Origin of the sequence: Micromonospora sp. WMMA1923, from assembly GCF_049179195.1 — a bacterium.
GTDB lineage: Bacteria > Actinomycetota > Actinomycetes > Mycobacteriales > Micromonosporaceae > Micromonospora > Micromonospora yangpuensis.
In genome coordinates this window covers 2,630,744-2,654,267 of sequence record NZ_JBMHLZ010000001.1, presented here as the reverse complement: position 1 = coordinate 2,654,267, position 23,524 = coordinate 2,630,744, and the positions used below count along the sequence as shown (strand labels likewise).

The 23,524-nt window shown below is 73.2% G+C and carries 23 protein-coding genes; 14 read left to right on the top strand and 9 right to left on the bottom strand.

What is annotated here, in order from left to right; genetic code table 11:
- Window positions 1–12: 12 nt before the first annotated feature.
- From ACN28G_RS11915 to ACN28G_RS11895, 5 genes are read right to left on the bottom strand one after another with little or no spacing between them, the layout of a single operon-like run.
- Window positions 13–1,221 (bottom strand): Gfo/Idh/MocA family protein, encoded by a 1,209-nt coding sequence (locus ACN28G_RS11915; RefSeq protein WP_421479121.1) that lies wholly within the window; start codon window positions 1,219–1,221, stop codon window positions 13–15.
- Entirely contained in the window at window positions 1,218–2,708 is a 1,491-nt protein-coding gene (locus ACN28G_RS11910) for a mannitol dehydrogenase family protein (RefSeq protein WP_421479120.1), read from the bottom strand. The genes ACN28G_RS11915 and ACN28G_RS11910 overlap by 4 nt, the downstream gene beginning before the upstream one ends.
- Window positions 2,699–4,003 (bottom strand): enolase C-terminal domain-like protein, encoded by a 1,305-nt coding sequence (locus ACN28G_RS11905; protein WP_421479119.1) that lies wholly within the window; start codon window positions 4,001–4,003, stop codon window positions 2,699–2,701. Before ACN28G_RS11905 ends, ACN28G_RS11910 begins: the two co-directional genes overlap by 10 nt.
- Window positions 4,000–5,430: a glucuronate isomerase gene (gene uxaC, locus ACN28G_RS11900; protein ID WP_421479118.1), complete on the bottom strand. Its 1,431-nt coding sequence runs from the start codon at window positions 5,428–5,430 to the stop codon at window positions 4,000–4,002. Before uxaC ends, ACN28G_RS11905 begins: the two co-directional genes overlap by 4 nt.
- A gap of 20 nt (window positions 5,431–5,450) precedes the next feature.
- Entirely contained in the window at window positions 5,451–6,779 is a 1,329-nt protein-coding gene (locus ACN28G_RS11895; protein WP_421479117.1) for a Gfo/Idh/MocA family protein, read from the bottom strand.
- 235 nt (window positions 6,780–7,014) lie between these two features.
- Between ACN28G_RS11895 and ACN28G_RS11890 the strand changes: the two genes are divergently transcribed.
- The 7 genes from ACN28G_RS11890 to ACN28G_RS11860 are packed head-to-tail and all read left to right on the top strand — an operon-like array spanning window position 7,015 to window position 13,851.
- The gene (locus ACN28G_RS11890; RefSeq protein WP_091438767.1) at window positions 7,015–8,139 is read left to right on the top strand and encodes a LacI family DNA-binding transcriptional regulator; all 1,125 of its coding nucleotides are present in this window, start codon (window positions 7,015–7,017) and stop codon (window positions 8,137–8,139) included.
- A 19-nt stretch (window positions 8,140–8,158) separates the two neighbouring features.
- Window positions 8,159–9,505, top strand: coding sequence for an ABC transporter substrate-binding protein (locus ACN28G_RS11885; protein ID WP_091438763.1), 1,347 nt, complete (start codon window positions 8,159–8,161; stop codon window positions 9,503–9,505).
- 28 nt (window positions 9,506–9,533) lie between these two features.
- Entirely contained in the window at window positions 9,534–10,514 is a 981-nt protein-coding gene (locus ACN28G_RS11880; RefSeq protein ID WP_091438758.1) for a carbohydrate ABC transporter permease, read from the top strand.
- Complete coding sequence (locus ACN28G_RS11875; protein ID WP_421479116.1) at window positions 10,514–11,395, top strand: carbohydrate ABC transporter permease; 882 nt, start codon at window positions 10,514–10,516, stop codon at window positions 11,393–11,395. Before ACN28G_RS11880 ends, ACN28G_RS11875 begins: the two co-directional genes overlap by 1 nt.
- A gap of 4 nt (window positions 11,396–11,399) precedes the next feature.
- Window positions 11,400–12,002, top strand: coding sequence for a hypothetical protein (locus ACN28G_RS11870; RefSeq protein ID WP_421479115.1), 603 nt, complete (start codon window positions 11,400–11,402; stop codon window positions 12,000–12,002).
- The gene (locus ACN28G_RS11865) at window positions 11,999–12,868 is read left to right on the top strand and encodes a PmoA family protein (RefSeq protein WP_421479114.1); all 870 of its coding nucleotides are present in this window, start codon (window positions 11,999–12,001) and stop codon (window positions 12,866–12,868) included. The genes ACN28G_RS11870 and ACN28G_RS11865 overlap by 4 nt, the downstream gene beginning before the upstream one ends.
- A complete protein-coding gene (locus tag ACN28G_RS11860; protein ID WP_421479113.1) occupies window positions 12,865–13,851 on the top strand; it encodes a sugar kinase in 987 nt (328 codons plus the stop codon). The genes ACN28G_RS11865 and ACN28G_RS11860 overlap by 4 nt, the downstream gene beginning before the upstream one ends.
- Window positions 13,852–13,877: 26 nt before the next feature.
- Here the strand turns inward: ACN28G_RS11860 and ACN28G_RS11855 are convergent, their stop codons facing one another.
- On the bottom strand, window positions 13,878–14,897 hold the full coding sequence (locus ACN28G_RS11855; RefSeq protein WP_091446523.1) for a LacI family DNA-binding transcriptional regulator: 1,020 nt from the start codon (window positions 14,895–14,897) through the stop codon (window positions 13,878–13,880).
- Between the two features lie 202 nt (window positions 14,898–15,099).
- Between ACN28G_RS11855 and ACN28G_RS11850 the strand changes: the two genes are divergently transcribed.
- The 7 genes from ACN28G_RS11850 to ACN28G_RS11820 all read left to right on the top strand — a co-directional run bounded on the left by ACN28G_RS11850 (window position 15,100) and on the right by ACN28G_RS11820 (window position 21,354).
- On the top strand, window positions 15,100–16,251 hold the full coding sequence (locus ACN28G_RS11850; RefSeq protein ID WP_091438750.1) for a Gfo/Idh/MocA family protein: 1,152 nt from the start codon (window positions 15,100–15,102) through the stop codon (window positions 16,249–16,251).
- On the top strand, window positions 16,248–17,399 hold the full coding sequence (locus ACN28G_RS11845; protein ID WP_421479112.1) for a dihydrodipicolinate synthase family protein: 1,152 nt from the start codon (window positions 16,248–16,250) through the stop codon (window positions 17,397–17,399). The genes ACN28G_RS11850 and ACN28G_RS11845 overlap by 4 nt, the downstream gene beginning before the upstream one ends.
- 64 nt (window positions 17,400–17,463) lie before the next feature.
- Entirely contained in the window at window positions 17,464–18,261 is a 798-nt protein-coding gene (locus ACN28G_RS11840) for a sugar phosphate isomerase/epimerase family protein (RefSeq protein ID WP_421480894.1), read from the top strand.
- 167 nt (window positions 18,262–18,428) lie between these two features.
- Window positions 18,429–18,836, top strand: a complete 408-nt coding sequence (locus ACN28G_RS11835) for an FUSC family protein (RefSeq protein WP_421479111.1) — start codon at window positions 18,429–18,431, stop codon at window positions 18,834–18,836.
- A 38-nt stretch (window positions 18,837–18,874) separates the two neighbouring features.
- Window positions 18,875–19,552 (top strand): hypothetical protein, encoded by a 678-nt coding sequence (locus ACN28G_RS11830; RefSeq protein WP_421479110.1) that lies wholly within the window; start codon window positions 18,875–18,877, stop codon window positions 19,550–19,552.
- 187 nt (window positions 19,553–19,739) lie between these two features.
- Window positions 19,740–20,936, top strand: coding sequence for an MFS transporter (locus ACN28G_RS11825; protein WP_421480893.1), 1,197 nt, complete (start codon window positions 19,740–19,742; stop codon window positions 20,934–20,936).
- An 85-nt stretch (window positions 20,937–21,021) separates the two neighbouring features.
- On the top strand, window positions 21,022–21,354 hold the full coding sequence (locus ACN28G_RS11820; protein ID WP_091438741.1) for a hypothetical protein: 333 nt from the start codon (window positions 21,022–21,024) through the stop codon (window positions 21,352–21,354).
- A 3-nt stretch (window positions 21,355–21,357) separates the two neighbouring features.
- Here the strand turns inward: ACN28G_RS11820 and crcB are convergent, their stop codons facing one another.
- From crcB to ACN28G_RS11805, 3 genes are all read right to left on the bottom strand, one after another.
- Complete coding sequence (crcB, locus tag ACN28G_RS11815; protein WP_421479109.1) at window positions 21,358–21,720, bottom strand: fluoride efflux transporter CrcB; 363 nt, start codon at window positions 21,718–21,720, stop codon at window positions 21,358–21,360.
- 63 nt (window positions 21,721–21,783) lie between these two features.
- Window positions 21,784–22,257, bottom strand: a complete 474-nt coding sequence (locus tag ACN28G_RS11810; protein ID WP_421479108.1) for a fluoride efflux transporter FluC — start codon at window positions 22,255–22,257, stop codon at window positions 21,784–21,786.
- Between the two features lie 41 nt (window positions 22,258–22,298).
- Window positions 22,299–23,396, bottom strand: coding sequence for a hypothetical protein (locus ACN28G_RS11805; RefSeq protein WP_421479107.1), 1,098 nt, complete (start codon window positions 23,394–23,396; stop codon window positions 22,299–22,301).
- Window positions 23,397–23,524: the final 128 nt, after the last annotated feature.

Sequence of the window (23,524 nt, the reverse complement as noted above, 5' to 3'; positions counted from 1 at the left end):
TTTTATGTGCAGCTATGTTGCAGTAAATCCGGTCAGGTCAACCCGGTGCGGCCCGACCGCCCACGGCACCGGCAGCTCCGACAGCAGCAGGCCGCCCTCAGCCGCCTGACGCAGGGCGGCGTTGACGCCCCGGATGCTGCGTACCCGGTCCGCCCCGGTGCCGGTGGTCACCAGCCGGTCGTCGTCGAGCAGGGTCGGCTCGGGGGCACCGGTGACCGCCTCCAGCACGGCGGTGAACGGCGCGGTGCGTGCCAGCGGCGCGATCAGCGGCACCCCGACCGGGTCGGCCCGGTGGTCGAGCAGGTTCGCCAGCAGGCCGCGACGTCCCGGCACGGTCCGCAGTCCGGCCTCACCGGGCAGCCGCAGTCGGTCGGTCGGGTACTCCAGCACGGCCCGGCCGGCGGTGCCGGTCACGATCACCTCACCGGGGATGAAGTCCTCCCCGGCCAGGGTCACCGCGACCACGATGGGCGGCCCGTCGACCGGCACCACGCGCAGGGTGGCGGTGTCGTCGACCTCGATCGGCCGGACCCGGTAGCGTTCCAGCTCGATCTCGGCCGGGACCACCGGCGCGCCGGTGGCCAGCTCGGCGACGGCCAGGGACTGCATGACCGCGTGCGCCAGCGGGTTCGCCAACGCGCCGTCGAGCACCGGCCGACCGTCGAGGGTACGCCGGCCCGCCCACGGAGCGCGGGCGTAGTAGCCGTCGGAGCGCTGCCAGGAGGCGACGGTGCTGATGTCGGTGACCGTGCCCAGCCGGCCGGCGTCGATCGCGGCGGCCAACTCGGCCAGGGCGGCCGAGCCGAGCGCCTGGAACCCGACCTGGCAGACCCGACCGGTGCGGGCCAGCAGGTCGACCAGCCGCCGGTGCTCCGCCATGGACAGCACCGGAGGCTTCTCCATCAGCAGGTCGGCCCCGGCGGCCAGCACGTCCGAGGCGATCGGCAGATGGGTGTGCGGTGGGGTGCAGAGCACCACCACGTCCGGCTCGGCGGCGGCCAGCATCGCCCGGTGGTCGGTGCCCACCAGCGTGTCGGCGGGCACCGGCGCCTCCGGCTCGTCCTCGACCGGTCGCACGTCGACCAGCCCGACCAGCCGTACCCGGCCGGCGGCCTGCAATCCGGCGATCACCCGACGGTGCGACCGCCCGTGCCCGTTCGCGCCGATCAACGCCACCCGGGTGACCGGGCCGGGCGTGCCGGCGGGTGCGTCGCGGGTCACGCCGCACCGGCCAGGGTCGCCTCGACGCCGTGCCGGGACAGCGCGGTCAGCCACTCGGTGACGTCGGTACACACCTGGTCGTCGGCGGCGACCTCGGCGGGGAAGACCTCGGCCAGGGCGAACAGCGCCTGCACCGTCCGCGCCGGACTGTCGCCGGCCCCGGCCAGGGCCGCCCGGATCTGCTCGGCCAGCGGATCCTGCAGGGGCAGTGCGGTGCCGTCGTCGGCCCGCCCGCCGACGAACCGGATCCAGGCCGCCACCACCAACGCCGCCCACCGCGCCGACCGGCCGGCGGCGCGCAGGTCGGCCACGGTGTGCAGGATCCGCTGGGGCAGCTTCTGCGAGCCGTCCATGGCCACCTGGAGGGTGCGGTGCCGGATCGCCGGGTTGGCGAAGCGGGCCAGCACCTCGTCGCCGTACCCGGTCACCGAGACCCCCTCCGGCCCGGTGAAACTCGCCGCGATCTCCTCGTCGATCAGCCGCCGCAGCACGGTGCCCAGGTGCGGCATGGCCAGCGCGTCGGCGATCGTCTCGTACCCGGCCAGCGCGCCCAGGTAGGCGATGGCCGAGTGCACCCCGTTGAGGGTGCGCAGCTTCAACCGCTCCCACGCCCCGGCGTCGTCGGTGAGCACCGCGCCGGCCCGCTCCCAGGCCGGCCGGCCGCCGGGGAAGTCGTCCTCGACCACCCACTGCCGGTACGGCTCCGCCGCCACCGCGGCCAGGTCGCTGACCCCGAGGGCCTGCCGGGCGGCGGTCAGCGTCTCGGCCGTGCTGGCCGGCACGATCCGGTCCACCATGGTCGCCGGGAAGGTGACCTGGCCGGACACCCAGTCGAGCAGCCCGTCGGGCACCCGCGCCCGCTCCAGCCCCTGGTACACCAGGGAACGCAGCCGGCTGCCGTTGGCCGGCAGGTTGTCGCAGCTGACCAGCGCGACCGGCCCGGCCTGCGCCGCCGCCCGGGCCTGCAGGCCGCGCAGCAGCAGCCCCGGCACGGTCGTCGGCGGACGGTCACCGCGCAGGTCGGCGACGAGCGCCGGGTCGGGGCGCAGCCGCCCGGTGGCCGGGTCGAGCTGGTACGCCTTCTCGGTCACCGTCAGGGTGACCACCCGTACCGCCGGGTCGGCCAGCAGGTCCACCACGGCCTGCGGGTCACCGGCGGCGTGCCGCACCCCGGCCAGCGCCCCCACCACACGGGTGCTGCTGCCGGTGGCGGCGAGGGTGGTCACGCTGAACAGCGAGTCCTGGGCGGCCAGGGTCTCGACCACGTCGGTGCTGCGCGGAGCGACCCCGACGATGCCCCAGTCGCCGCCGGCGACACCGAGCGCCTCCTCGGTGTAGACCGCCTGGTGGGCCCGGTGGAATGCGCCGAGGCCCAGGTGGACGATGCCGACCGGCACCTCACCGGGACGCACCAGGGGTCGGCTCTCCACGGGCAACCGGTGCAGGGTGCCGAGCCCGAGCCGGTCCACGCCGACGGTCACCGCCATGCCGGGCCGTCCGGGAAGCGGAACTCGGCGATCGACGCCGGTTTCATGGTGGCGCTGTAGCCGGGGCTGGTCGGCAGCAGGTAGCGGCCTTCCCGGGTGCGTACCGGGTCGACGAAGTGCTCGTGCAGGTGGTCGACGTACTCGACCATCCGACCGTCCAGGCTGGTGCCGACCCGCAGGTAGTCGAAGATCGCCAGGTGCTGGACGTACTCGCACAGGCCGACACCGCCGGCGTGCGGACAGATCGGTACGCCGAACTTGGCCGCCATCACGATCTCGGCCAGCACCTCGTTGACCCCGCCGACCCGGCAGGCGTCGATCTGCATCACGCCGATCGCCTCGGCCTGCAGCAACTGCTTGAAGATCACCCGGTTGGCCGCCACCTCGCCGGTGGCCACCCGGCACCGCCCGCCGGTCAGCTCGGTCACCGCCTTGGCGATCCGGGCGTGGCCGAGGATGTCGTCGGCGTGCGTCGGCTCCTCGATCCAGTACGGGTCGGCTCCGGCCAACGCCGCCATGTTGCCGATCGCCTCGTCGACGTCCCACACCTGGTTGGCGTCCATCATCAGCAGCGCGTCCGGGCCGATCTCCTCCCGGATGATCGTCGCCCGGCGCACGTCGTCGTCGAACGGCCCGCCGACCTTCATCTTCATCGCCCGCCAACCCTGCGCGTACGCCTCGCGGGTCAACGCCCGGACCTTGTCGTCGGGGTAGCCGAGCCACCCGACCGAGGTGGTGTACGAGGGGAAACCGTCGCGTTCCAGCACGGCCAGCCGGTCGGCCGCCCCGTCGAGGCCCTTGTCCAGGATCGCGGCGGCCTCGTCCGGGGTGAGCGCGTCGGTGATGTGGTGGAAGTCGATGCTGGCCACCAGCTCCTCGGTGGGGGCCTCGGCGAGGAACCGCCACATCGGCTTGCCGGCGAGTTTGGCCCGCAGGTCCCACACGGCGTTGACAAGCGCGCCGGTGGCCATGTGGATGACGCCCTTCTCCGGGCCCAGCCAGCGCAGCTGCACGTCGGCGCTGAGCGAGCGCCAGAACGCCACCGGCTCGGCGGTGATCTCCTCGACGGTCCGGCCGCGCACGTGGTGGGCCAGGGCCCGTACCGCCGCGCAGGTGATCTCGTTGCCCCGGCCGTTGGTGAAGGTGAACCCGGCCCCGGTCACTCCGGCGTCGGTGGTCAACTCGACGTACGTCGCCGAGTAGTCACCCTTGTTGATGGCGTCGGAACCGTCGCCGGCCGCCGCGGTGGGGAACCGGACGTCGTGCACGTCGACGGAGGTGATGGTGACGGTCACTGGGAACGTTCTCCGATCTTGTAGACCCTGCGGGGCAGCCGGTACGCCAGGTCGACGATGGTCTCGGCGGCCTCGTCCTCGTCGAGGCGGTGCTCGGCGACCAGCCGGGCCAGGAAACCCGCGTCGACCCGACGGGCCACGTCGTGGCGTACCGGGATGGAACAGAACGCGCGGGTGTCGTCGACGAACCCGGCGGTGTTGTAGAAACCGGCGGTCTCGGTGACCGACTCGCGGAAGCGGCGCAGCACCTCGGGGGAGTCCAGGAACCACCAGGGCGCCCCGAGGTACAGCGCGGCGTAGCCGCCGGCCAGGGGGGCCAGCTCCCGGGTGAAGGTGTACTCGTCGAGGGTGTAGACCACCACCCGCAGCCGGGGGTCGTTGCCGTGCGCGTCCAGCAGCGGGGTGAGCGCGTGCAGGTACTCGGTGGCCTGCGGGATGTCGCCGCCGACGTCGCGGCCGTGCCGGGCGTACAGCCAACGGTTGTGGTTGCGCACCGAGCCGGGGTGCAGCTGCATCACCAGCCCGTCGTCGATCGACATCCGGGCGAACTCCACGAGCATGTGGGCCCGGAACGCCTCGGCGTCGGCGGCGTCGGCCGTGCCCCGCCGGCCCCGGTCGTACAGCGCCGCCGCCTCGGCCCGGTCGAGCGCGAGGGTACGGGCGGTGGGGTGACCGTGGTCGGAGCAGGTCGCCCCGGCGGCGACGAAGGCCTCCCGGCGTCGGCGCAGCGCCGCCAGGTAGCCGGCGTACGTGCCGGTGTCCTCCCCGGCGATCGCGCCGAGCCGTTCGACGTTGCCCGCCCAGTCCTCGAACTCCATGTCCACCACGTTGTCCGGCCGGAACGTGGTGATCACCCGCCCACCCGGGCCGCCCCAGCCGTCGGCGGCCAGTTTGGCGTGCCAGGCCAGGTCGTCCAGGGGCGACTCGGTGGTGGCCAGCACCTCGATGCCGAAGCGCTCGAACAGGGCCCGGGGGCGGAACTCCGGCTCGGCCAGCCGGGCGGCGATGGCGTCGTAGACCTCGTCGGCGGTCGCCGGGCTCAGCGCGGTGCTCAGCCCGAACACCTCCCGGAAGGTCTGCTCCAGCCACAACCGGGACGGGGTGCCCCGGAACAGGTGCCAGTGCGCGGCGAAGAGCCGCCAGATGGCCCGGCCGTCGGTCTCGGTCGGGCTGCCGTCGACCGTCGGCACGCCGAGACGCCCCGGCGGCACACCCTGGCTGAGCAGCATCCGGGTGAGGTAGTGGTCGGGCACGATGAGCAGCTGCGCCGGGTCCGGGAACGGCCGGTCCTCGGCCAGGATGGCCGGGTCGACGTGGCCGTGCGGGGAGATGATCGGCTGCTCGGCGGCGAGCGCGTGCAGGCGCCGGGCCAGCGTACGCACGCCCGGGTCGGCGGGGAACAGCAGATCCTGTCGGGGATCGGGCACGGGTACGGCTCCTTGCGGACTCAACGGAGGGTGATCAGGTCGGCGACCCGGACGGCCTGCCCGGTCTCGAAGGACCGGTTGGCGGCCAGGCCGGTGAGCAGGGCGAGCGCGCCGTCGCGGGCGGTGGCGGCCCGGCCCAGCGGGTCGGCCTGACCGCCGAAGAGCACCGCGGTCATCCGGGCGTCCGCGCCGCCGTGGCCCTCCCGGGAGTAGCCGTCGACCTCGATGCGCCGCGGCGGTTCCCAGTACGGCCGCAGCGTCAACGTCGCCGACCCGCCCTCGGCGGCGGCCTCGGTGCCGTGCAGCGCGGCGCCCTTGAGCGCTCCGGCGGCGGCCGGGCTGACGAACTCGCTCTCGACGACCTCCAGCTCCAACCGGCCCCGGCTGCCGTTGACCATCACCCGGTAGCCCTCCCAGGGCGCGTACGCGGTCAGGTGGTAGGTCATCGTCGCGCCGGAGGAGTACGTCGCCAGCACCGCCATGTCGTCCTCGATGGTCACCCCGGGGGCGAAGACGTTGCGGTCACGCTGGTAGCCGTCCTCGCCCTCGGCGTCGAGGTACAACTCGCGCAGCCGGGGGTGCTCGGCCAGCCGCAGCGCGAACGGGTCGTCGGCGGCGGTGGGGGAGCCGTGCACCCGGTCGTAGTCCCGGGCGTAGCCGTGACGCCGGCCGGGCTCGCCGTAGAAGAACAGTCGGCCGGCGGCGTACACCTGCACCGGGGTGGCGTCGAGCCACCAGTTGACCAGGTCGAAGTGGTGACTGGCCTTGTGCACCATCAGCCCACCGGAGTTGGCCTTCTCCCGGTGCCAGCGACGGAAGTAGTCCGCGCCGTGACGCACGTCGAGCAGCCACTCGAAGTGCACCGAGCCGATCTCGCCGACCGCTCCCTCGGCGAGCAGCCGGCGCAGCTGCTCGTGCAGCGGGTTGTACCGGTAGTTGAAGGCCACCGACACCTTCCGGCCGGTCCGTTCTACCGCGTCCAGGATCCGCTGGCAGCGTGGCGCGTCGACGGTCATCGGCTTCTCGGTGACCACGTCGCACCCGGCGTGCAGGGCGGCCACCACGTACTCGTCGTGGGTGACGTCGGTGGTGGTCACCAGCACCACGTCGACCCGTTCCTTGTCGAGCATGTGGGCGAAGTCGGTGGCGGAGTACGTCGGCACCGGCGGGTGGCCCAGCTCGCCGAGCCACCGGTTGTGCGCGTCCATCCGGGCCTGGTTGACGTCGGCGAAGGCGACCAGCTGCGCCGTGGCGGCGTGCTCGCGGACCAGGGCGCGGACGAACATCTCGGCCCGCGCACCGGTGCCGACGACGGCGTGCCGGACCCGCGCCTGGTTGTTCGATGACATTCCGACGACCTCCAAGCGCTGCAAAGGTTTGCAGTGAAGTAACCATGTTCGATCGGCCGCCGTCAACGATGCGGACGAATCCTGCCCCTTTTACCCCAGAAAGTGGGGATAGGTGGGCATGGTGAGCGCGCTGCCGAAACACAGCTGTAATCAACGGCCGTTGACACTGGAGCAACCGTTTGCATTAATTGGCCCACTTGAGTGACCGCAGCCACACCGGGACGAGGGGGCCGTCGTGCCAGTCACCATCCGCGACGTCGCGCGGGCCTCCGGTGTCCACATCTCCACCGTGTCCCGTACCTTCTCCGCACCACACCTGGTCAACCCGGAGACCCGGGTCCGGGTGCTGGCCTGCGCGGAGGACCTGGGCTACCGGCCCAACCGGGCAGCCCGGGCCCTGATCACCGGGCGTACCCACAACATCGGGCTGATCATCGCCGACATCGCCAACCCCTTCTTCCCGCCGCTGATCAAGGCGGCGGAGAGCCAGGCGCGGCACCGCGACTACCACGTCTTCGTGGCCGACACCAACGAGGACCCGACCACCGAGGAGGAGCTGGTCCACGCCCTGGCCAAGCAGGTCGACGGGGTGCTGCTGTGCAGCCCGCGGATGAGCAACAGCCTCATCGAGCAGCTCAGCCGGGAGGTTCCGCTGGTGGTGATAAACCGCCAGGTGGCCGGGCTGCCCTGCGTGATGATGGACGTCGGTCAGGGCGCGCGGGCGGCCGTCGAGCACCTGACCGGCCTCGGGCACCGCGCGATCGGGCTGCTCGGTGGCCCCCGGGGGTCGTGGACCAACCGCGAGATCCGCCGGGCCGCCGGTGCGGCGGCCCGCTCCGGTGGGGCGGAGTTGACCCTGCTCGGCCCCAACCCGCCCACCGTGGCCGGTGGCGGAGCACAGGCCGACCAGGTCCGCCGCAGCGGGGTGACCGCGGTGCTTGCCTACAACGACCTGCTGGCGATCGGACTCATCGAGGGGCTCGACACCCTCGGGGTCCGGGTGCCGCAGGAGATCAGCGTCGTCGGGATCGACGACATCGCCCTGAGCCGGCTCACCCGGCCCAAGTTGACGACGGTGGCCACCCCGACCGGGGCCGCCGGCCGGTCGGCCGTCGACATGCTGCTGCAACAGGACACCGACACCCCACGCCGGGGTGTCGCTCGGAGCACGGCATCCGGCGACCGACGTACCACCGCACAGTTAATGCTCCAGACCGAGTTGGTCATCCGCGACTCGACCGGGCCGGCACCAGCCGCCGGTCGCCCCCGAGCCGAGGCCGCCGGTGCCGGCCCGGGCCCGCATCGCCTTGCGGACCCGGGCTGCCCAAGCGCGGCCACCGGCGAGGTAGTCGCCTCCTAACGCCAAGGAGTGAGCGCACATGCACCCCGCAACGTCCCCCACCACCGGCGCGTCCGCCGAGCCCCCACACGGTACCCCCGTACCCCGACGTCGACTCCTGCGCCGGCTGGTCGCCGCCGCCGTGGCCGTACCACTGCTGCTCGGTGGGGCCGTGGCCTGCGGCAGCGACGACGAGGCCGGCTCCGACGGCAAGGTCGAACTCTCCATCTTCTGGTGGGGCGGTGACGCCCGCAACCAGCTCACCGAGCAGGCGCTGGCGCTCTACACCCAGAAGAACCCGAACGTCACCTTCAAGAAGACCTGGCAGGCCAACCAGGGTTACTTCGACAAGCTGGCCACGCTCACCGCCGGCGGCAGCCCGCCGGACATCTTCCAGATCGACGACAACTACCTGGCCGAGTACGCCGCCCGCAACACCACCCTCGACCTGACCGAGGCCAAGGACAACGGCAAGCTCGACGTCTCGAAGTTCCCGGAGAGCCTCTGGCAGTACGGCGTGGTCGACGGCAAGCTCGCCGGGCTGGCCGCCGGGGAGAACACCCAGGGCCTGGTCTACAACAAGACCCTGCTCACCAAGAACAGCCTGCCCGAGCCGACCACCGGCCAGAGCTGGGAGGAGCACATCGCCTGGGCCCAGCAGGTCGCGGAGAAGACCAAGGTCCCCGGCACCATGGACCCGAGCGCCGACTACAAGGCCTTCTGGGTGTGGCTGCGCCAGCAGGGCAAGGACCTCTACAAGGGCAACCAGCTCGGCTTCACCGCCGAGGACGTGACCAAGTGGTTCGAGCTGTGGAAGGGCGCCCGCGACCGGGGGGCCACCCCGACCGCCGACGTGATCCACGAGGGCAACGCCACCGACATCACCAAGCAGCTCGTCGTCACCGGCAAGGCCGGCACCAGCTGGGTGTGGGTCAACCAGATGCCGGAGCTGAAGAAGAACACCAACGACGAGTTGGGCGTGGTCGCCTACCCGGGTGACCCGAGCGCACAGTGGGCCCGGGCCTCCATGTACTGGTCGGTGTTCCGGGGCAGCAAGCACTCCGACACCGCGGTCGACGTGCTCAACTTCCTGGTCAACGATCCGGAGGCGGTCAAGATCCTGGGCACCGACCGGGGACTGCCGTCCAACCTGGACCTGCGCAAGGCGGTCGGTGACCAGATCACCGACCCGGCGATGAAGCAGTCCATCGAGGTGGAGACCGCGCTCGCGGAGAGCTTCGGCGCCTCCCCCCAGGTGCCGATCAAGGGCCACAGCAAGGTACGCGCCGAGCTGATCAAGGCCGCCGAGGAGGCCCAGTACGGTCGCCTCACCCCCGCCAAGGCCGCCGAACAGTTCGTCACCGCCGCCACGGCTGCGGTCGCCTGACCACCGAGGTTCGGAGAGGAGCCGGCTCGTGGCCCTGACCACGGTGCCCGGACCGACCCGACGTGGTGACGGTTCCGTCCGGCCCCCCGCCAAGCGGCGCGGGGCCGGACGGGACCGGCACGGCGAAGGTCTGGCCGGATACGTCTTTCTGTCGCCCTGGCTCATCGGTCTGATGGGCGTGACGGCGATCCCCATGCTGTTGTCGCTGTACCTCAGCTTCACCAACTACGACATCCTGACCCCGCTGGGTGAGGTCGAGTGGGTGGGGCTGGCCAACTACGAGCGGATGTTCACCGGCGACCCGTCGTACTGGCACGCGGTCCGGGTGACGCTGACGTTCGCGCTGGTCGCCGTACCGCTGAAGCTGGCCGCCGCGCTCGGGGTGGCGCTGCTGCTCAACCGGGCCTGGCGCGGCGTCGGGCTGTTCCGCAGCCTGTTCTACCTGCCGTCGTTGCTCGGTGGCAGCGTCGCGCTGGCCATCGTCTGGGTCAACATGTTCAACCGCGACGGCGCGTTCAACTCCTTCCTGAGCCTTTTCGGCATCCAGGGCAAGCCCTGGGTGAACGACCCGGACTGGGCCCTGCAGACCCTGATGGTGCTGGCCATCTGGCAGTTCGGCGCACCGATGGTGATCTTCCTGGCCGGGCTCAAGCAGGTGCCGACCGAGCTCTACGAGGCCGCCTCGGTCGACGGGGCCAGCAAGCTCAGCCAGTTCTGGCACGTCACCCTGCCGATGCTCTCCCCGGTGATCTTCTTCAACCTGGTGCTGGAGACCATCAACGGCTTCCAGGGCTTCACCGCGGCCTTCGTGCTCAGCAACGGCACCGGTGGACCTGTCGACTCCACCCTGATGTACACGTTGAACCTCTACATCGCAGGCTTCACCGACCTGGAGATGGGCTACGCCTCCGCCATGGCGTGGGTGTTCCTGATCGCCATCGCGGCGATCACGGCGATCTTCTTCAGCACCGGGCGGTTCTGGGTGCACTACTCGGACGGAGAGCGGTGATGGTGGCGGTGACCTCGACGGTGCCCCGGCGGGCCGACCGGAAACCCGGCGGCCGCCAGGCGGTACGCCTGCTCGTCCTGATCGCGATCGTCGGGGTGGTGCTCTACCCGCTGATCTGGATGATCGGCACCTCGTTCAAGTCGCAGGCGGAGATCGTCAACAACATCGGGCTGCTGCCGGAGGAGTTCACCCCCGGCAACTACACCGCCGGGTGGACCAACTTCGACTTCAGCTTCGGGCGGTTCTTCCTCAACAGCGCGATGGTCAGCCTGCTGACCGTGGTCGGCAACGCGATCTCCTGCCTGCTGGCCGCGTACGCCTTCGCCCGGCTGCGGTTCCGGCTGCGCGGGATGTGGTTCGCCGTGATGATCGGCACCCTGCTGCTACCCGGGCACGTGCTGATCATCCCGCAGTACATCCTCTTCCGCAGCCTGGGCCTGGTCGGCGGCGAGTGGCCGTACCTGCCGCTGCTGATTCCGCAGTTCCTGGCCACCGAGGCGTTCTTCGTCTTCCTGATGGTGCAGTTCATGCGGGGCATCCCCCGTGAACTCGACGAGGCTGCCAAGATCGACGGTGCCAGCGCGTTCGGCATCTTCCGGCACGTCATCCTGCCGTTGAGCCGACCGGCGTTGGTCACCACCGCGATCTTCTCATTCATCTGGACCTGGAACGACTTCTTCCGGCAGCTGGTCTTCCTCTCCGACCTCAAGGACTACACCGTCCCGGTGGCGTTGACCCTGTTCATCGACTCCACCAGCGCCAGCGCGGTCGGGCCGATGTTCGCCATGTCGGTGCTGTCGCTGCTGCCGGTCTTCCTGTTCTTCCTGGCCTTCCAACGGATGCTCGTCGAGGGCATCAACACCAGCGGGCTGAAGGGCTGAGCGCATGACCGTGGAGGTTGTCCCGGCGGCCCGGGACTGGCGGGACCTGGTACGCGACGCCGCCGACCTGGCCCTGCTCGGGATCGTGGTGGTACTGGCCTCGGTGCCGGTGCTGACCGCCGCCGGCGCGGTGGGCACGGCCAGCGCCGCCGTGCACGACTGGACGACCACCGGCAGTTGGCCGTCGGCCCGGCGTACGCTGTCGCGGTTCGGCAGGTCCCTGCTGCCCGGCGCGGCGGTCACCGCCGTGACCGGCGTGATCGTCGCGCTGCTCGCCGCCGACCTGCTGGCGCTGGCCGGCGGCCGGGTCCCCGGCGGTACCCCGGCCCTGCTGGTCACCGCCGTGGTGACGGTGGCCCTGACCGGGTACGCCGCCCTGGTGGTGGTCGAGGTGGGCCGCACCGGCGGGCTCGGCTGGTGGGCGGCGGCCCGCACCGCCGCCCGGACCTGTCCGGCCCGCCCCGGCACCTGGGCGGTGTTGTCCGGGCTCACCCTGCTGGTGGCCTTCCTCGCCGTCCTGGTCCATCCGGTGGCGGTGCCGATCCTGCTCGGGTACGCCGTCGCCGCCCTGCACGCGGTGGCCCGGCACCGGCGGGTGGCGGCGTGACCGCCGACGAGGCGGTGCTGAGCGTCGACGCGACGCCGGTGGCCAGCTACGTGATCGAGCCCGACCTGGACCCGCGCCACGGCCCCCGGCCCTACCTGCACCCGGTGCGTACCCTCGGCGGGACGCCGGTCACCGACACCCTGCCGGCCGACCACGTCTGGCACCTCGGGGCCTCGCTGGCCGTGCAGGACGTCGACGGCACCAACCTGTGGGGCGGCCGGACCTACGTCCGCGACGCCGGCTACACCTGGCGCGACGACCACGGCCGGATCGCCCACACCGACTGGCTGCACCGCGACGCCGACCGGTTGGCCCACCGGCTGCAGTGGCGGGACCGCAGCGGTGGGGTGCTGCTGACCGAGCAGCGGCAGCTCACCGCCACCCGTCTCGCCGGCGTGCCGGGGGCCTGGCGGTTGACCGTGGACTACACCCTCACCGCTCCGGCCGGCTCCGACGTGCACCTGGGCAGTCCGGCCACCAACGGCCGACCCGGCGGGGCGGGGTACGGCGGGTTCTTCTGGCGCTGCGCGCCGACGGTCGACCCGGTCACCTTCACCGCCGAGGCCGAGGGCGAGGAACGGGTGAACGGCAGTGCCGCGCCGTGGTTGGCCTTCGGTGGCACCGGGCCGGGCGGCGGGGCGTACACCCTGGTCTTCTCGGGCCTGGGGCCGGGCGACCGGTGGTTCGTGCGGACCGCGATGTACCCGGGGGTGTGCGTGGCTTTCGCGTTCGACCGGCCGGCGGTGGTCCCCGCCGGCGGCAGCCGAGTGGGACACCACCGGATAACGCTTGTCGACACGCTTGTCGACCGGGACACCGCGGCGATGCTGGCCGCCGCCGGCCAGTACGAGGAGGGCCGGCGGTGAACCCGGAGGTGGTGACCGTCGGGGAGACCATGGTGGTGATGAGCCCGGACCCGGTGGGGAACCTGGCCGACGCCGACCGGGTCGCCGTCGGTGTCGGTGGCGCGGAGTCCAACGTGGCCATGGGCCTGGCCGCCCTCGGTCACCCGACGGCCTGGGTGAGTCGGGTCGGCGACGACCCGTTCGGCCAGCTGGTGGTCCGCCGGATCGCCGCCGCCGGGGTCGACGTCGGGTCGGTCGACGTCGACCCGGACGCGCCGACCGGGCTCTACCTCAAGGACCCCCGGCCGGCCGGCACCGAGGTCCACTACTACCGGGCCGGCTCGGCGGCGTCCCGGCTGGCCCCGGGGGCGCTGGACGCCCCGCGGCTGGCCGGTGCCCGGCTGGTGCACCTGTCCGGGATCACCGCCGCGCTCTCGACCACCTGCCGGGAGCTGGTCGAGCAGACCCTCGGCCGGCGTCCGCTGCCAGGCGCGCTGGTCAGCTTCGACGTCAACCACCGGGTACGGCTCTGGCCGGCGGCCACCGCGGCCCCGGTGCTGCGGCAGCTCGCCAACGCCGCCGACCTGGTGCTGGTCGGGCTGGACGAGGCCCAGCGGCTCTGGCACACCGACGACCCGCAGGCGGTCCGCCGGCTGCTGCCCGGCCCGGCGACGGTGGTGGTCAAGGACGGCGCGGTCGGTGCCACCGCACTGCCCCGGACCGGACCGGAGACGTTCGTGCCGGCGCTACGGGTGCCGGTGGTGGAGCCGGTAGGCGCCGGGGACGCCTTCGCCGCCGGCTACCTGTCGGCGGTCCTGCGCGGCCTGGACCCCCGTGCCGCGCTGCGGCTGGGGCATCTCTGCGCGGCCCGTACCCTCGCGGTGGCCGGGGACACCGCACCGCCGCCGGACCGCACACTCTGCGCCGACCTCATCGACCGCTCCGACCAGGACTGGTCCGCCCTCGAACCGCCGGACTGGTCCACCCCCGACGCGGCCCGGTGAACACCGCCGGGTGCGGGTCGCCCGGGTCAGTCCGGCGGCGCGACGCCGACACTGTCGCGGCGGATCAACTCGGCGGGCAGCACCTCGACCCGGTGCCGGTCGGCGGCCGGGTCCAGGGCCATCGTCATCGCCCGTGCGCCCAGCTCGACCATGGACAACCGGACGGTGGTCAGCGCCGGGGTGACGTCCGCGGCGATCGGCATGTCGTCGAAGCCGGCGAGGGAGAGCCGCTCGGGCACCGCGATGCCCCGGGCGCGCAGCACGGAGAGGGCGCCGACGGCCATCGAGTCGTTCAGGGCGACGACCGCGGTCAGCCGCGGTGCCGCGTCGAGCAGCTCCGCCATCGCCAGGGCGCCGCCGTCGCGGTCGAACCCGGCGTAGCGGATCCACTCCTCGCGCAGGTCGGCACCCTCTTCGGCCAGCGCCTGACGCAATCCGCCGAGCCGGTCGGTGGTGGTGGTGAGCACCCGGGGGCCGGCGATCACCCCGATCCGCCGGTGGCCGAGCCGGAGCAGCTCCCGCCCGAGTAGTCGCGCCCCGGCCGAGTTGGCCGGCATCACCGCGTCGCCGGCGTGGTCGTGCCGGCCGATCACCGCCACCCGGCCGCCGGTCGCCTCGTAGGCGGCCAGCTTCTCGTTGAGCCGTTCGGTGAAGGCGCTGTCGTGGTAGCCGGATCCGGCCAGGACGACCGCGGCCACCTGCTGGCCGCGCAGCAACTCGACGTACTCCAGCTCGCGCTCCGGGTCGCGGTAGCTGTTGCAGATGATGACCAGCCGGCCGCGGTCGATGGCCACCCGTTGCAGCCCCCTGGTGACCTCGGCGAAGTAGGGGTCGGAGACGTCGTGCACGATGACGCCGACCGCGGTGCGCTGCGGCCGGGCCAACAACTGGGCGTGCGCGTTGGGTACGTACCGCAGGTCGGCGACGGCGCGCAGGACCCGTTCGCGCAGCTCCTCGGCGACCGGTTTGCTGCTGCCGTTGATCACCCGCGACGCCGTGGCGGGGGAGACCCCCGCCCGACGGGCGACGTCGGCGAGCGTCGCCATGGTCACCCCCGGAACCGTTGTCGGACCGCGCCGCCCGCAGTCGCGACGACAGGCTACCGCAGCGTCCCGGGTGTGATCACGCCCTGCGAACCGTCCTACGGCGGGCGGGGCCTTGCCGGGGGTACGGGCCGGCATCTAAGCTCCAGGAAAGCGCTTACCTGTGGCGGCGTGCGGCGTCGCCGGCGCCGACGGAAGGAACCCCATGACCCGAAGGCCGATCGGCATCATCGTCAACGGCGTCACCGGCCGGATGGGCTACCGCCAGCATCTGGTCCGGTCGCTGTTGGCCATTCGCGAGCAGGGCGGCGTCGCCCTGCCCGACGGCACCCGGATCTGGCCGGAGCCGGTCCTGGTCGGACGTAACGAGGCCAAGCTGCGTGAGGTCGCGACCCGGCACGGCCTGACCGAGTGGACCACCGACCTGAGCGCCGCGCTGGCCCGCGACGACGTCGAGATCTACTTCGACTCCCAGGTCACCCAGCAGCGGGAGAAGGCGATCCGGCAGGCCATCGAGGCCGGCAAGCACGTCTACACGGAGAAGCCGCTGGCCGAGGAGACCGACGCCGCCCTGGACCTGGCCCGGGTCGCCGACGCCGCCGGCATCCGCACCGGCGTGGTGCAGGACAAGCTCTTCCTGCCCGGCCTGCGCAAACTCAAGCGGCTCGTCGACGGTGGCTTCTTCGGCCGGATCCTGTCGGTGCGCGGCGAGTTCGGCTACTGGGTCTTCGAGGGCGACTGGCAGCCGGCCCAACGTCCCTCGTGGAACTACCGGGCCGAGGACGGCGGCGGCATCGTGGTCGACATGTTCCCGCACTGGCACTACGTGCTGGAGGAGCTGTTCGGCCCGGTCCGGGCGGTCAGCGCCGTGATCGCCACCCACATCCCCGAGCGCGTCGACGAGGCCGGCCGCGGCTACCCGGCCACCGCCGACGACGCCGCGTACGGCACCTTCGAGCTGGCCGGCGGGATCGTCGCCCAGCTCAACTCCTCCTGGTGCGTGCGGGTCAACCGGGACGAACTCGTCGAGTTCCAGGTCGACGGCACCGAGGGCAGCGCCGTGGCCGGACTGCGCAACTGCAAGGTCCAGCACCGGGCGGTCACCCCGAAGCCGGTCTGGAACCCGGACCTGCCGGCCACCGAGAACTTCCGGGACCAGTGGACCGCCGTGCCGGACAACGAGGAGTTCGACAACGGGTTCAAGGTCCAGTGGGAGGCGTTCCTGCGCCACGTGGTGGCCGGTGAACCCTTCCGGTGGGACTTCCTGGCCGGGGCCCGGGGTGTGCAACTGGCTGAGCTGGGCCTGCGCTCGGCCCGCGAGGGCCGCCGCGTCGAGGTGCCGGAGCTGCGCCGGTGACCGCCGAGGTCCGGCTCCCCGACGGCAGTCGGCACCGGCTGCGCGGCGGCACGGCCTTCGCTCGCCCCGCCGGCCCCGCCACCAGCCGGGTGGCGTACGCCGCCGCGCACGTGGTCGCCGATCCCACCGCGGAGAACACCCCCGGTGCCCCGGCCGTGGTCGACTGGGACCGGACCCTGGCCTTCCGGCACCACCTGTGGTCGTACGGGTTGGGCGTGGCCGAGGCGATGGACACCGCCCAGCGGGGCATGGGACTTGACTACCCGGCCATCCGGGAGCTGATCCGGCGCAGCGCCGCCGAGGCGCGGGGAGTCGGCGGCCGGATCGTCGCCGGGGTGGCCACCGACCAGCTGCCTCCCGGCCCGGCCAGCCTGGACGCCATCACCGGCGCGTACCGGGAGCAGCTCGCCGACACCCTCGCCGACGGTGCCCGGCCCGTGCTGATGTGCAGCCGGCACCTGGCCGCCGCCGCCGACGGCCCCGAGGACTACCTGCGGGTCTACGCCGACCTGCTCACCACCACCGACCAGCCGGTGGTGCTGCACTGGCTCGGCGACATGTTCGACCCGGCGCTGGCCGGCTACTGGGGCTCGACCGACCTGGACCTGGCCACCGAGACGGTGCTCCAGTTGATCAAAGACCACGCCGACCGGGTCGACGGGATCAAGGTCTCCCTGCTCGACGCCGACCGGGAGGTGGCGCTGCGCCGTCGGCTGCCCGCCGGGGTGCGGCTCTACACCGGCGACGACTTCAACTACCCGGAGCTGATCCGGGGCGACGAAGTGGGCCACTCCGACGCGCTGCTCGGGGTCTTCGCCGCCATCGCCCCGGCCGCCGCGGCGGCCCTGGCCGCCCTGGACCGCGGCGACCTGACCGGCTACGACGAGGCCTTCGGCCCCACCCTGCCGCTGGCCCGGCACCTGTTCGCCGCACCGACCTGGCACTACAAGACCGGGATCGTCTTCCTGGCCTGGCTCGCCGGCCACCAGGACCACTTCGTCATGGTCGGTGGCCAGCAGGCCGGTCGTTCCCCGGCGCACCTGGCCCGGCTGCTCGTCCTGGCCGACCAGGCCGGCCTGCTCCCCGACGCCGACCGCGCCGCCGCCCGCGCCCGCGCCTACCTCACCCTCGCCGGGGTGGTCCAGTGAGGGCGAGGAGTGCAGCGCAGCGGAGCCCCGCAGTCCCGATCGAAGGGGCAAACCAGTGAGTGGGTTGGCGCGGTTCTCGTTCAACCAGGCCACCGCGAAGCACTGGCCGCTGGCCGAGGTGGTGGCCGGTTGTGTCGACGCCGGGGTGCCCGGCGTCGGGCTGTGGCGCGAACCGGTCCAGGAGTACGGCCTGGCGCGGGCGGCCAAACTGGTCCGGGACGCCGGGCTGAGCGTCACCTCGCTGTGCCGGGGCGGCTTCTTCACCACCGACGGCTGGCGGGACGAGAACCGCCGCGCCATCGAGGAGGCCGCCACCCTGGGCACCTCCGTGCTGGTGCTGGTCTCCGGCGGACTGCCCGCCGGCAGCCGGGACCTCGACGGTGCCCGGCGGATGGTCGCCGATGCCGTCGCCGACCTGGCCCCGGAGGCCGCCGCCGCCGGGGTGACCCTCGCCATCGAGCCGTTGCACCCGATGTTCTGCTCCGACCGGTGTGTCGTGGCCACCCTCGGACAGGCCCTGGACATCGCCGAACGGTTCGACCCGGGCACGGTCGGGGTGGTGGTCGACACGTACCACCTGTGGTGGGACGACGCCGTCTACCAGCAGATCGATCGCGCCGGTAGCCGGATCGCCGCCTTCCAGGTGGCCGACTGGATCACCCCGCTGCCCGAGGGGGTGCTGCTCGGCCGGGGACTGCCCGGCGACGGCTGCGTCGACCTGCGTCGGTTCCGGCGGGCGGTCGACGCGACCGGCTACCACGGGCCGATCGAGGTGGAGGTCTTCAACGCCGAGGTGTGGGCCCGTCCCGGCCCGGAGATCCTCGCCGCGGCGATCGCGGCCCACCGCGACCACGTGCTCTGACCAGCGGACGCCCCGCCCGCCGCGCCGAACAGCGGACCGCCCCGCCCAGCCACCTGGTCGGGGTCGGGCCGTCGTCCTGAGTGGCTTGACCCACTTCCCGGGGCCCTGGCCGATTCGTCCCCCGCAGCGGGTGCACGATGTGCGCAGGGCACAGGGAGGCGACGGCGATGGTGCGGTGGGGGTGGTTGCGTCAGGCCGCCGTACGGGTGTGGCGGGGCTGGCCACAGATCGTGGAGGGCACGCTCGCCGCCACCGGAGCCTGGGTGGCGGCGAGCGTGCTGGTCAGCCATCCGCAGCCGTTCTTCGCCCCCGCCGCGGCGTTGATCGTCCTCGGTCAGGCCCGGGGGCAGCGCACCCGGCGGGCGGTCGAGGTGGTGCTCGGCGTGGCCGCCGGGGTGCTGGTGGCCGACGTGGTGGTGCAGGCCCTCGGTGCGCGCAGCACGGTGACCGTCTTCACGGTCATCCTGCTGACCATCGTCGGGGCGGTGGCGATCGGCGCGAGCGGGGTCGCCGTGGTGCAGGCCGCCGTCTCCGCCCTGTACCTGGTGGTGATCTCCCCACCGGGGAGTCGCTGATCCCGTTCCGGTTCGTCGACGCGCTGATCGGTGGGGCGGTGGCGCTGGTGGTGAGTCAGCTCGCCGCAGTCCGGCACCCCCTCGCCCCACTGGTGGCCGAGTTCCGTACCACCTTCGCCGACCTGGCGACGGCGCTGCGGGAGGTGGCCGACGCGCTCGACGCGAGCGACCAGAACGCCGCCCGGGCCGCGCTGGAGCGGGCCCGCGGGATGGACGCGGCGGTGGAGCGGCTGCGTACCGGGGTGCTCGCGGCGGGCGAGGCGTTGACCCTGCACCTGCGTCGCGGGCGGCACCTGGGCCGGTTGCGGGCGGTGGACGCCGCGATCGGTCAGTGCGACTACGCGGTACGCAACGTGCGGGTGCTGGCGCGGGCCGGGGTGACCCTGATCCGCCTGACCGACCCGGTCCCCGCCGAACTGGTAAGCGCGGTGCGGCTGCTGGCCGACGCGGTGGACGCCGCCGGGGAGACCATCGCGGCCGACCTCGACGGCCGGCAGGACGTCGCCGACCAACGCTGCGGCCAGGCCGAGCGGGCCGCGCTGGAGGCCGTCGAGGTCGCCGGGCGGCTCTTCGCCCCCGGGCAGACCCTGCAACTGGCGATGATCGTCGGGCAGGTCCGGTCCACCGCGGTCGACCTGCTGCGCAGCGTGGGCGCGGACGACGACGCCGTCATCCTCGCCCGGGTCGACGCGGCGCTCGGCCTGCCCGCGGTCTGACCCGGGTCCGCCGGAGCCCGGTTCCGCTGCCCGGCCGGGCAGCTCCCGGTAAGGGGGCGGGGCCGGGCAGCTCCGGGTAAGGGGCGGAGTCGGTGGCGGGTACTGTCCCGTCGGTGTCGACCGTTCGATCCGAGTGACCGTGAGGGAGCGTGACGTGCGCAACGCCGACGCCCGGCCCACCGCCAAGATCCCCGGGCCTGCGGCCGTGCCCCGCCAGGTGCGCAACGCCCGCAACGCCGTGGCGGCCGTGTTCGCTTTCAACGGCCTGGCCATCGCCACCTGGTTCGCCCGGGTGCCGGCGGTACGCGACGCGTTGTCGCTCAGCGCCGGACGGCTCGGCCTGCTGTTGCTGGCCATGTCGATCGGGTCGATCGTGGCGCTGGCCACTGCCGGCCTGGCCACCCAACGGCTCGGCACGGCCCGTACCGTGGGCGTCGCGGGTCTGCTGATCGCCGGTGGGCTGGCCGGCACCGGGGCAGCCGCCGGACTGACCGGATGGCTGCCTGCGGTCGCCGTCGCCCTGTTCGCCTTCGGGTACGGCTTCGGCACCTGCGAGGTGGCGATCAACGTCGAGGGTGCGGCGGTCGAGCGTCGGCTCGGGCGGACCGTGATGCCCCGGTTCCATGCCGCCTTCAGCCTCGGTACGGTCGTCGGCGCGGGTCTCGGCGCCCTCGCCGCCGGGGCCGGCGTGCCGGTGGCCGCGCACCTGGTGGGCATGGCGGTGGTGGTGGCGGTCGGCATCCTGGTGGCGCTCGGTTCGTTCCTGCCCACGCCCGACACCGCGGAGCCGGACACCGCCGCGGCGCACGGGCGCTCCGATGGCCTGCTGGCCGCCTGGCGGGAGCCCCGGACCCTGCTCATCGGTCTGCTGGTGCTGGCGGCGGCGTTCGCCGAGGGCAGCGCCAGCGACTGGCTGGCGGTCGCCTTCGTCGACGGGTACGGGTTCAGCGAGGCGGCCGGCGCGGCGGTCTTCGCGGTCTTCGTCGTCGGGATGACCGTCGGGCGGACCACCGGGACCGTGGCCATCGACCGCTGGGGGCGGGTGCCGGTGCTGCTGACCTGCACGCTGCTCGCCGTCGTGGGGGCCGCGGTCGCGGTGTTGGGCGGCAACGGCCCGGTGGCCGTCGCCGGGGTCGCCGTCTGGGGGCTCGGCGCGTCGTTGGGCTTCCCGGTCGGGATGAGCGCCGCCGCCGACGACGAGGACCGGGCCCCGGCCCGGGTAAGCGTGGTCGCCGCGATCGGGTACACCGCGTTCCTGGCCGGCCCGCCGCTGCTCGGTCTGCTCGGTGACCAGGTGGGCACCCGGTACGCGTTGCTGGTGGTGCCGGTGCTGCTGCTGCCCACCCTGGCGTTGGTCCCCGCCGTCCGTCCACCGGCCCGTTGACCGGCGTCCAGGTTCCTCCCACCCGGCTCGCAGGCGGCTGGCAGGTGGGCGTGCTGCACTGGGGTGCCGAGCAGAGGAGTCGGAGATGGCCTGGTGGAACCGACGGTCCCGGTCCGACGGGACGATCCCGACGAAACTCGACCGGGAGGCGACCCCGGAGGACCTGGCCGCCCTGGCGGAGTTCGTGACCAGCCGGCAGGGGGTGGAGTTCTACCTGGAGCCGGAGACCACCGCCACCGACACCACGGTGATGGCGATCGCCTTCGACGGGGAGTGGATCCGGCGGCGTACCGGATCTCCGCAGGTGGCGGCGAAGCTCGCGCACCGGCATGCCGTACCGCTGTACGAGGCCGCGCGCACCGGCTACCCGGAGCGGATGCGGGTCTGGAACCGCGCCCACCCCGAGCGCCGCCGCTGAGGCCTACCCGGCGAGCGCCCGGGCGATAGCGAAGCCGAGCCAGGCCGCGCCGAGCCCGACGGTCACGCTGAGGACGATGTTGGCCAACGCCACCGACCGGGCCCCGGTACGGGCCAGCCGCAGCGTCTCGTAACCGCAGGTGGACCAGGTGGTCAACGCGCCGCAGAAGCCGGTGCCGAGCAGCGCGCCGAGGGCCGGGGCGACGGGCACCCCGACCAGCGCGCCGAGCAGGAACGAACCGGCCACGTTGACGGTCAGGGTGCCCAGCGGTAACCGGGTCCGGTGCGCCGACTGCACCGCCCGGTCGACCAGGTACCGCAGCGGTGCACCGACCGCCGCGCCCAGCGCCACGAGCAGCGCGGTCACCACCGGACCGCCCGGCGCTGCAGCAGCCCGGTCACCGGACCGCCCGGCGCTGCAGTAGCCCGGTCACCGGGCCGCCCGGCGGTCCAGCAGCGCGTTCGTCGTGACGTCGCCGAGCCAGACCGCCGCCAGCGCGCCGAGCACGGTGGCCACCAGGTACCCGCCGGCGACCCCGAACGCCCCGGCCTGCGCCGCCCGGTGCACGTCGAGGACGTACGCGGAGAAGCTGGTGAAGCCACCCAACACCCCGACACCCAGGAACGGCCGCAGCAGCGGGTTGGCCCGACACCGCTCGACCAGCACCATCAGCACCCCGATCAGCAGGCAGCCGAGCACGTTGACGCCGAAGGTCGCCCAGGCGAATCCGGTGGCCGCATTCGGTGCCGCCGCCTGCGCGCCGGCCCGGGCCAACGCGCCCAGCACGCCGCCGGCCGCGATCACCGCCAGCAGCACCGCCGTCGGGCCGGGCGGCACCGACCGGTCGTCGGGCTGGCCGAGATCGACGTCCGGGTCGATGCGGGGCTCGGGTGCTCCGGTCACGCGCCACTCCGTCGGATCTCTGGGCACCGGTCCCGGTCAGCCTAGACCCGGTGCGGCCGCGCCCCGTCGGTCGACGGCCCGCCCGGCAGCGGGCGGGCCGCCAGCCCGCCGAGAACGGCACCGAGGATCGCGCTGAGGGTGACCACCCCGCTGACCACCTCCGGGGTCCAGCGCACCTGGTCGGCCAGGGCCAGCCCGAGTAGGTGACCGGACCAGACCAGGCCGGCGAAGACCGCCCCGGCCACCGGCAGCCGCAGCGCGGCGGATCGGCCCCGTACCGCGTCGAGCCGGTGCAGCAGCAGGTCGGCCAGGCCGGCTCCGCAGATCGCGCCGAGGGCCGCGACGGTCTGGACGGTCGGGAACTCGTACATCCCCAACGCGAACACGGCCACTCCGGCGACCACCGCCACCCCGGTGCCGGGCACGGCCCCATGGCGGTGCACCAGCAGGTACGGCACCACCAGCAGCACCGTGGTGACCAGGTACGCGTCCACCCCGAGCACCGCCACCAGCTGTCCGGTGGTCGGACCCAACGGTCGGGTCGGGGCCAGGGTGAGCAGCGCCGACGAGTGGCTGAGCAGGATGGTGGGGGTCATCGCCGCCAAGGTCAGCGCGGCGACCCCGGTCACCGTGCGCAGACCACCCTCGCCCCGGGCCCACCAGGACCGCAGCGGGCTGCTGACCACCAGCAGGGCCGCGCCGTCGAGCAGCAGGTGACTGGGGCTGAAGGAGGCGTCCAGGCCCACCTCCACGCCCAGGGTCTCGTGCCAGGTCAGGTCGGCCAGGGCGGCCAGCCCGAAGGCGACCACGCCGAGCGCGCCGGTCCGGTAGCCCGCCGGCCAGCCGTCGCGCCACCAGCGGGGGGCGACCATCCGACGCCGGTACGCCAGCCAGAACGTCCACGCCGCGGTCGCGGCGAAACCGGCGTACAGCAGGCCGTGCCAGGGCGTGAAGAAGCCCTCGATGGTCTCGATCACGTTGGTGTGCGCCCAGCCGTCGGCCAGCGCGCCGCCCACCAGGCAGGCGGCGAGCAGGACGGTGACCAGGTCCTCGCACCGGGTGGCCGGGGGCGCGGTCGGCCGCCGGATCTCCCGGCCGGACAGTTGCGCGGTCGCCGCCGCGACTCCACCGTGTACCACTCGCGTCTCCCTCCGACCTGACCGGACAGTGCCTGCCCCGACCGGGGGCACTGGGTCATTGTGCCGTTCCTCTGCGTGACGATGGGGGAGCCGCGCGGCAGGGGGTGAACCGGCGACGGCGACGGTCG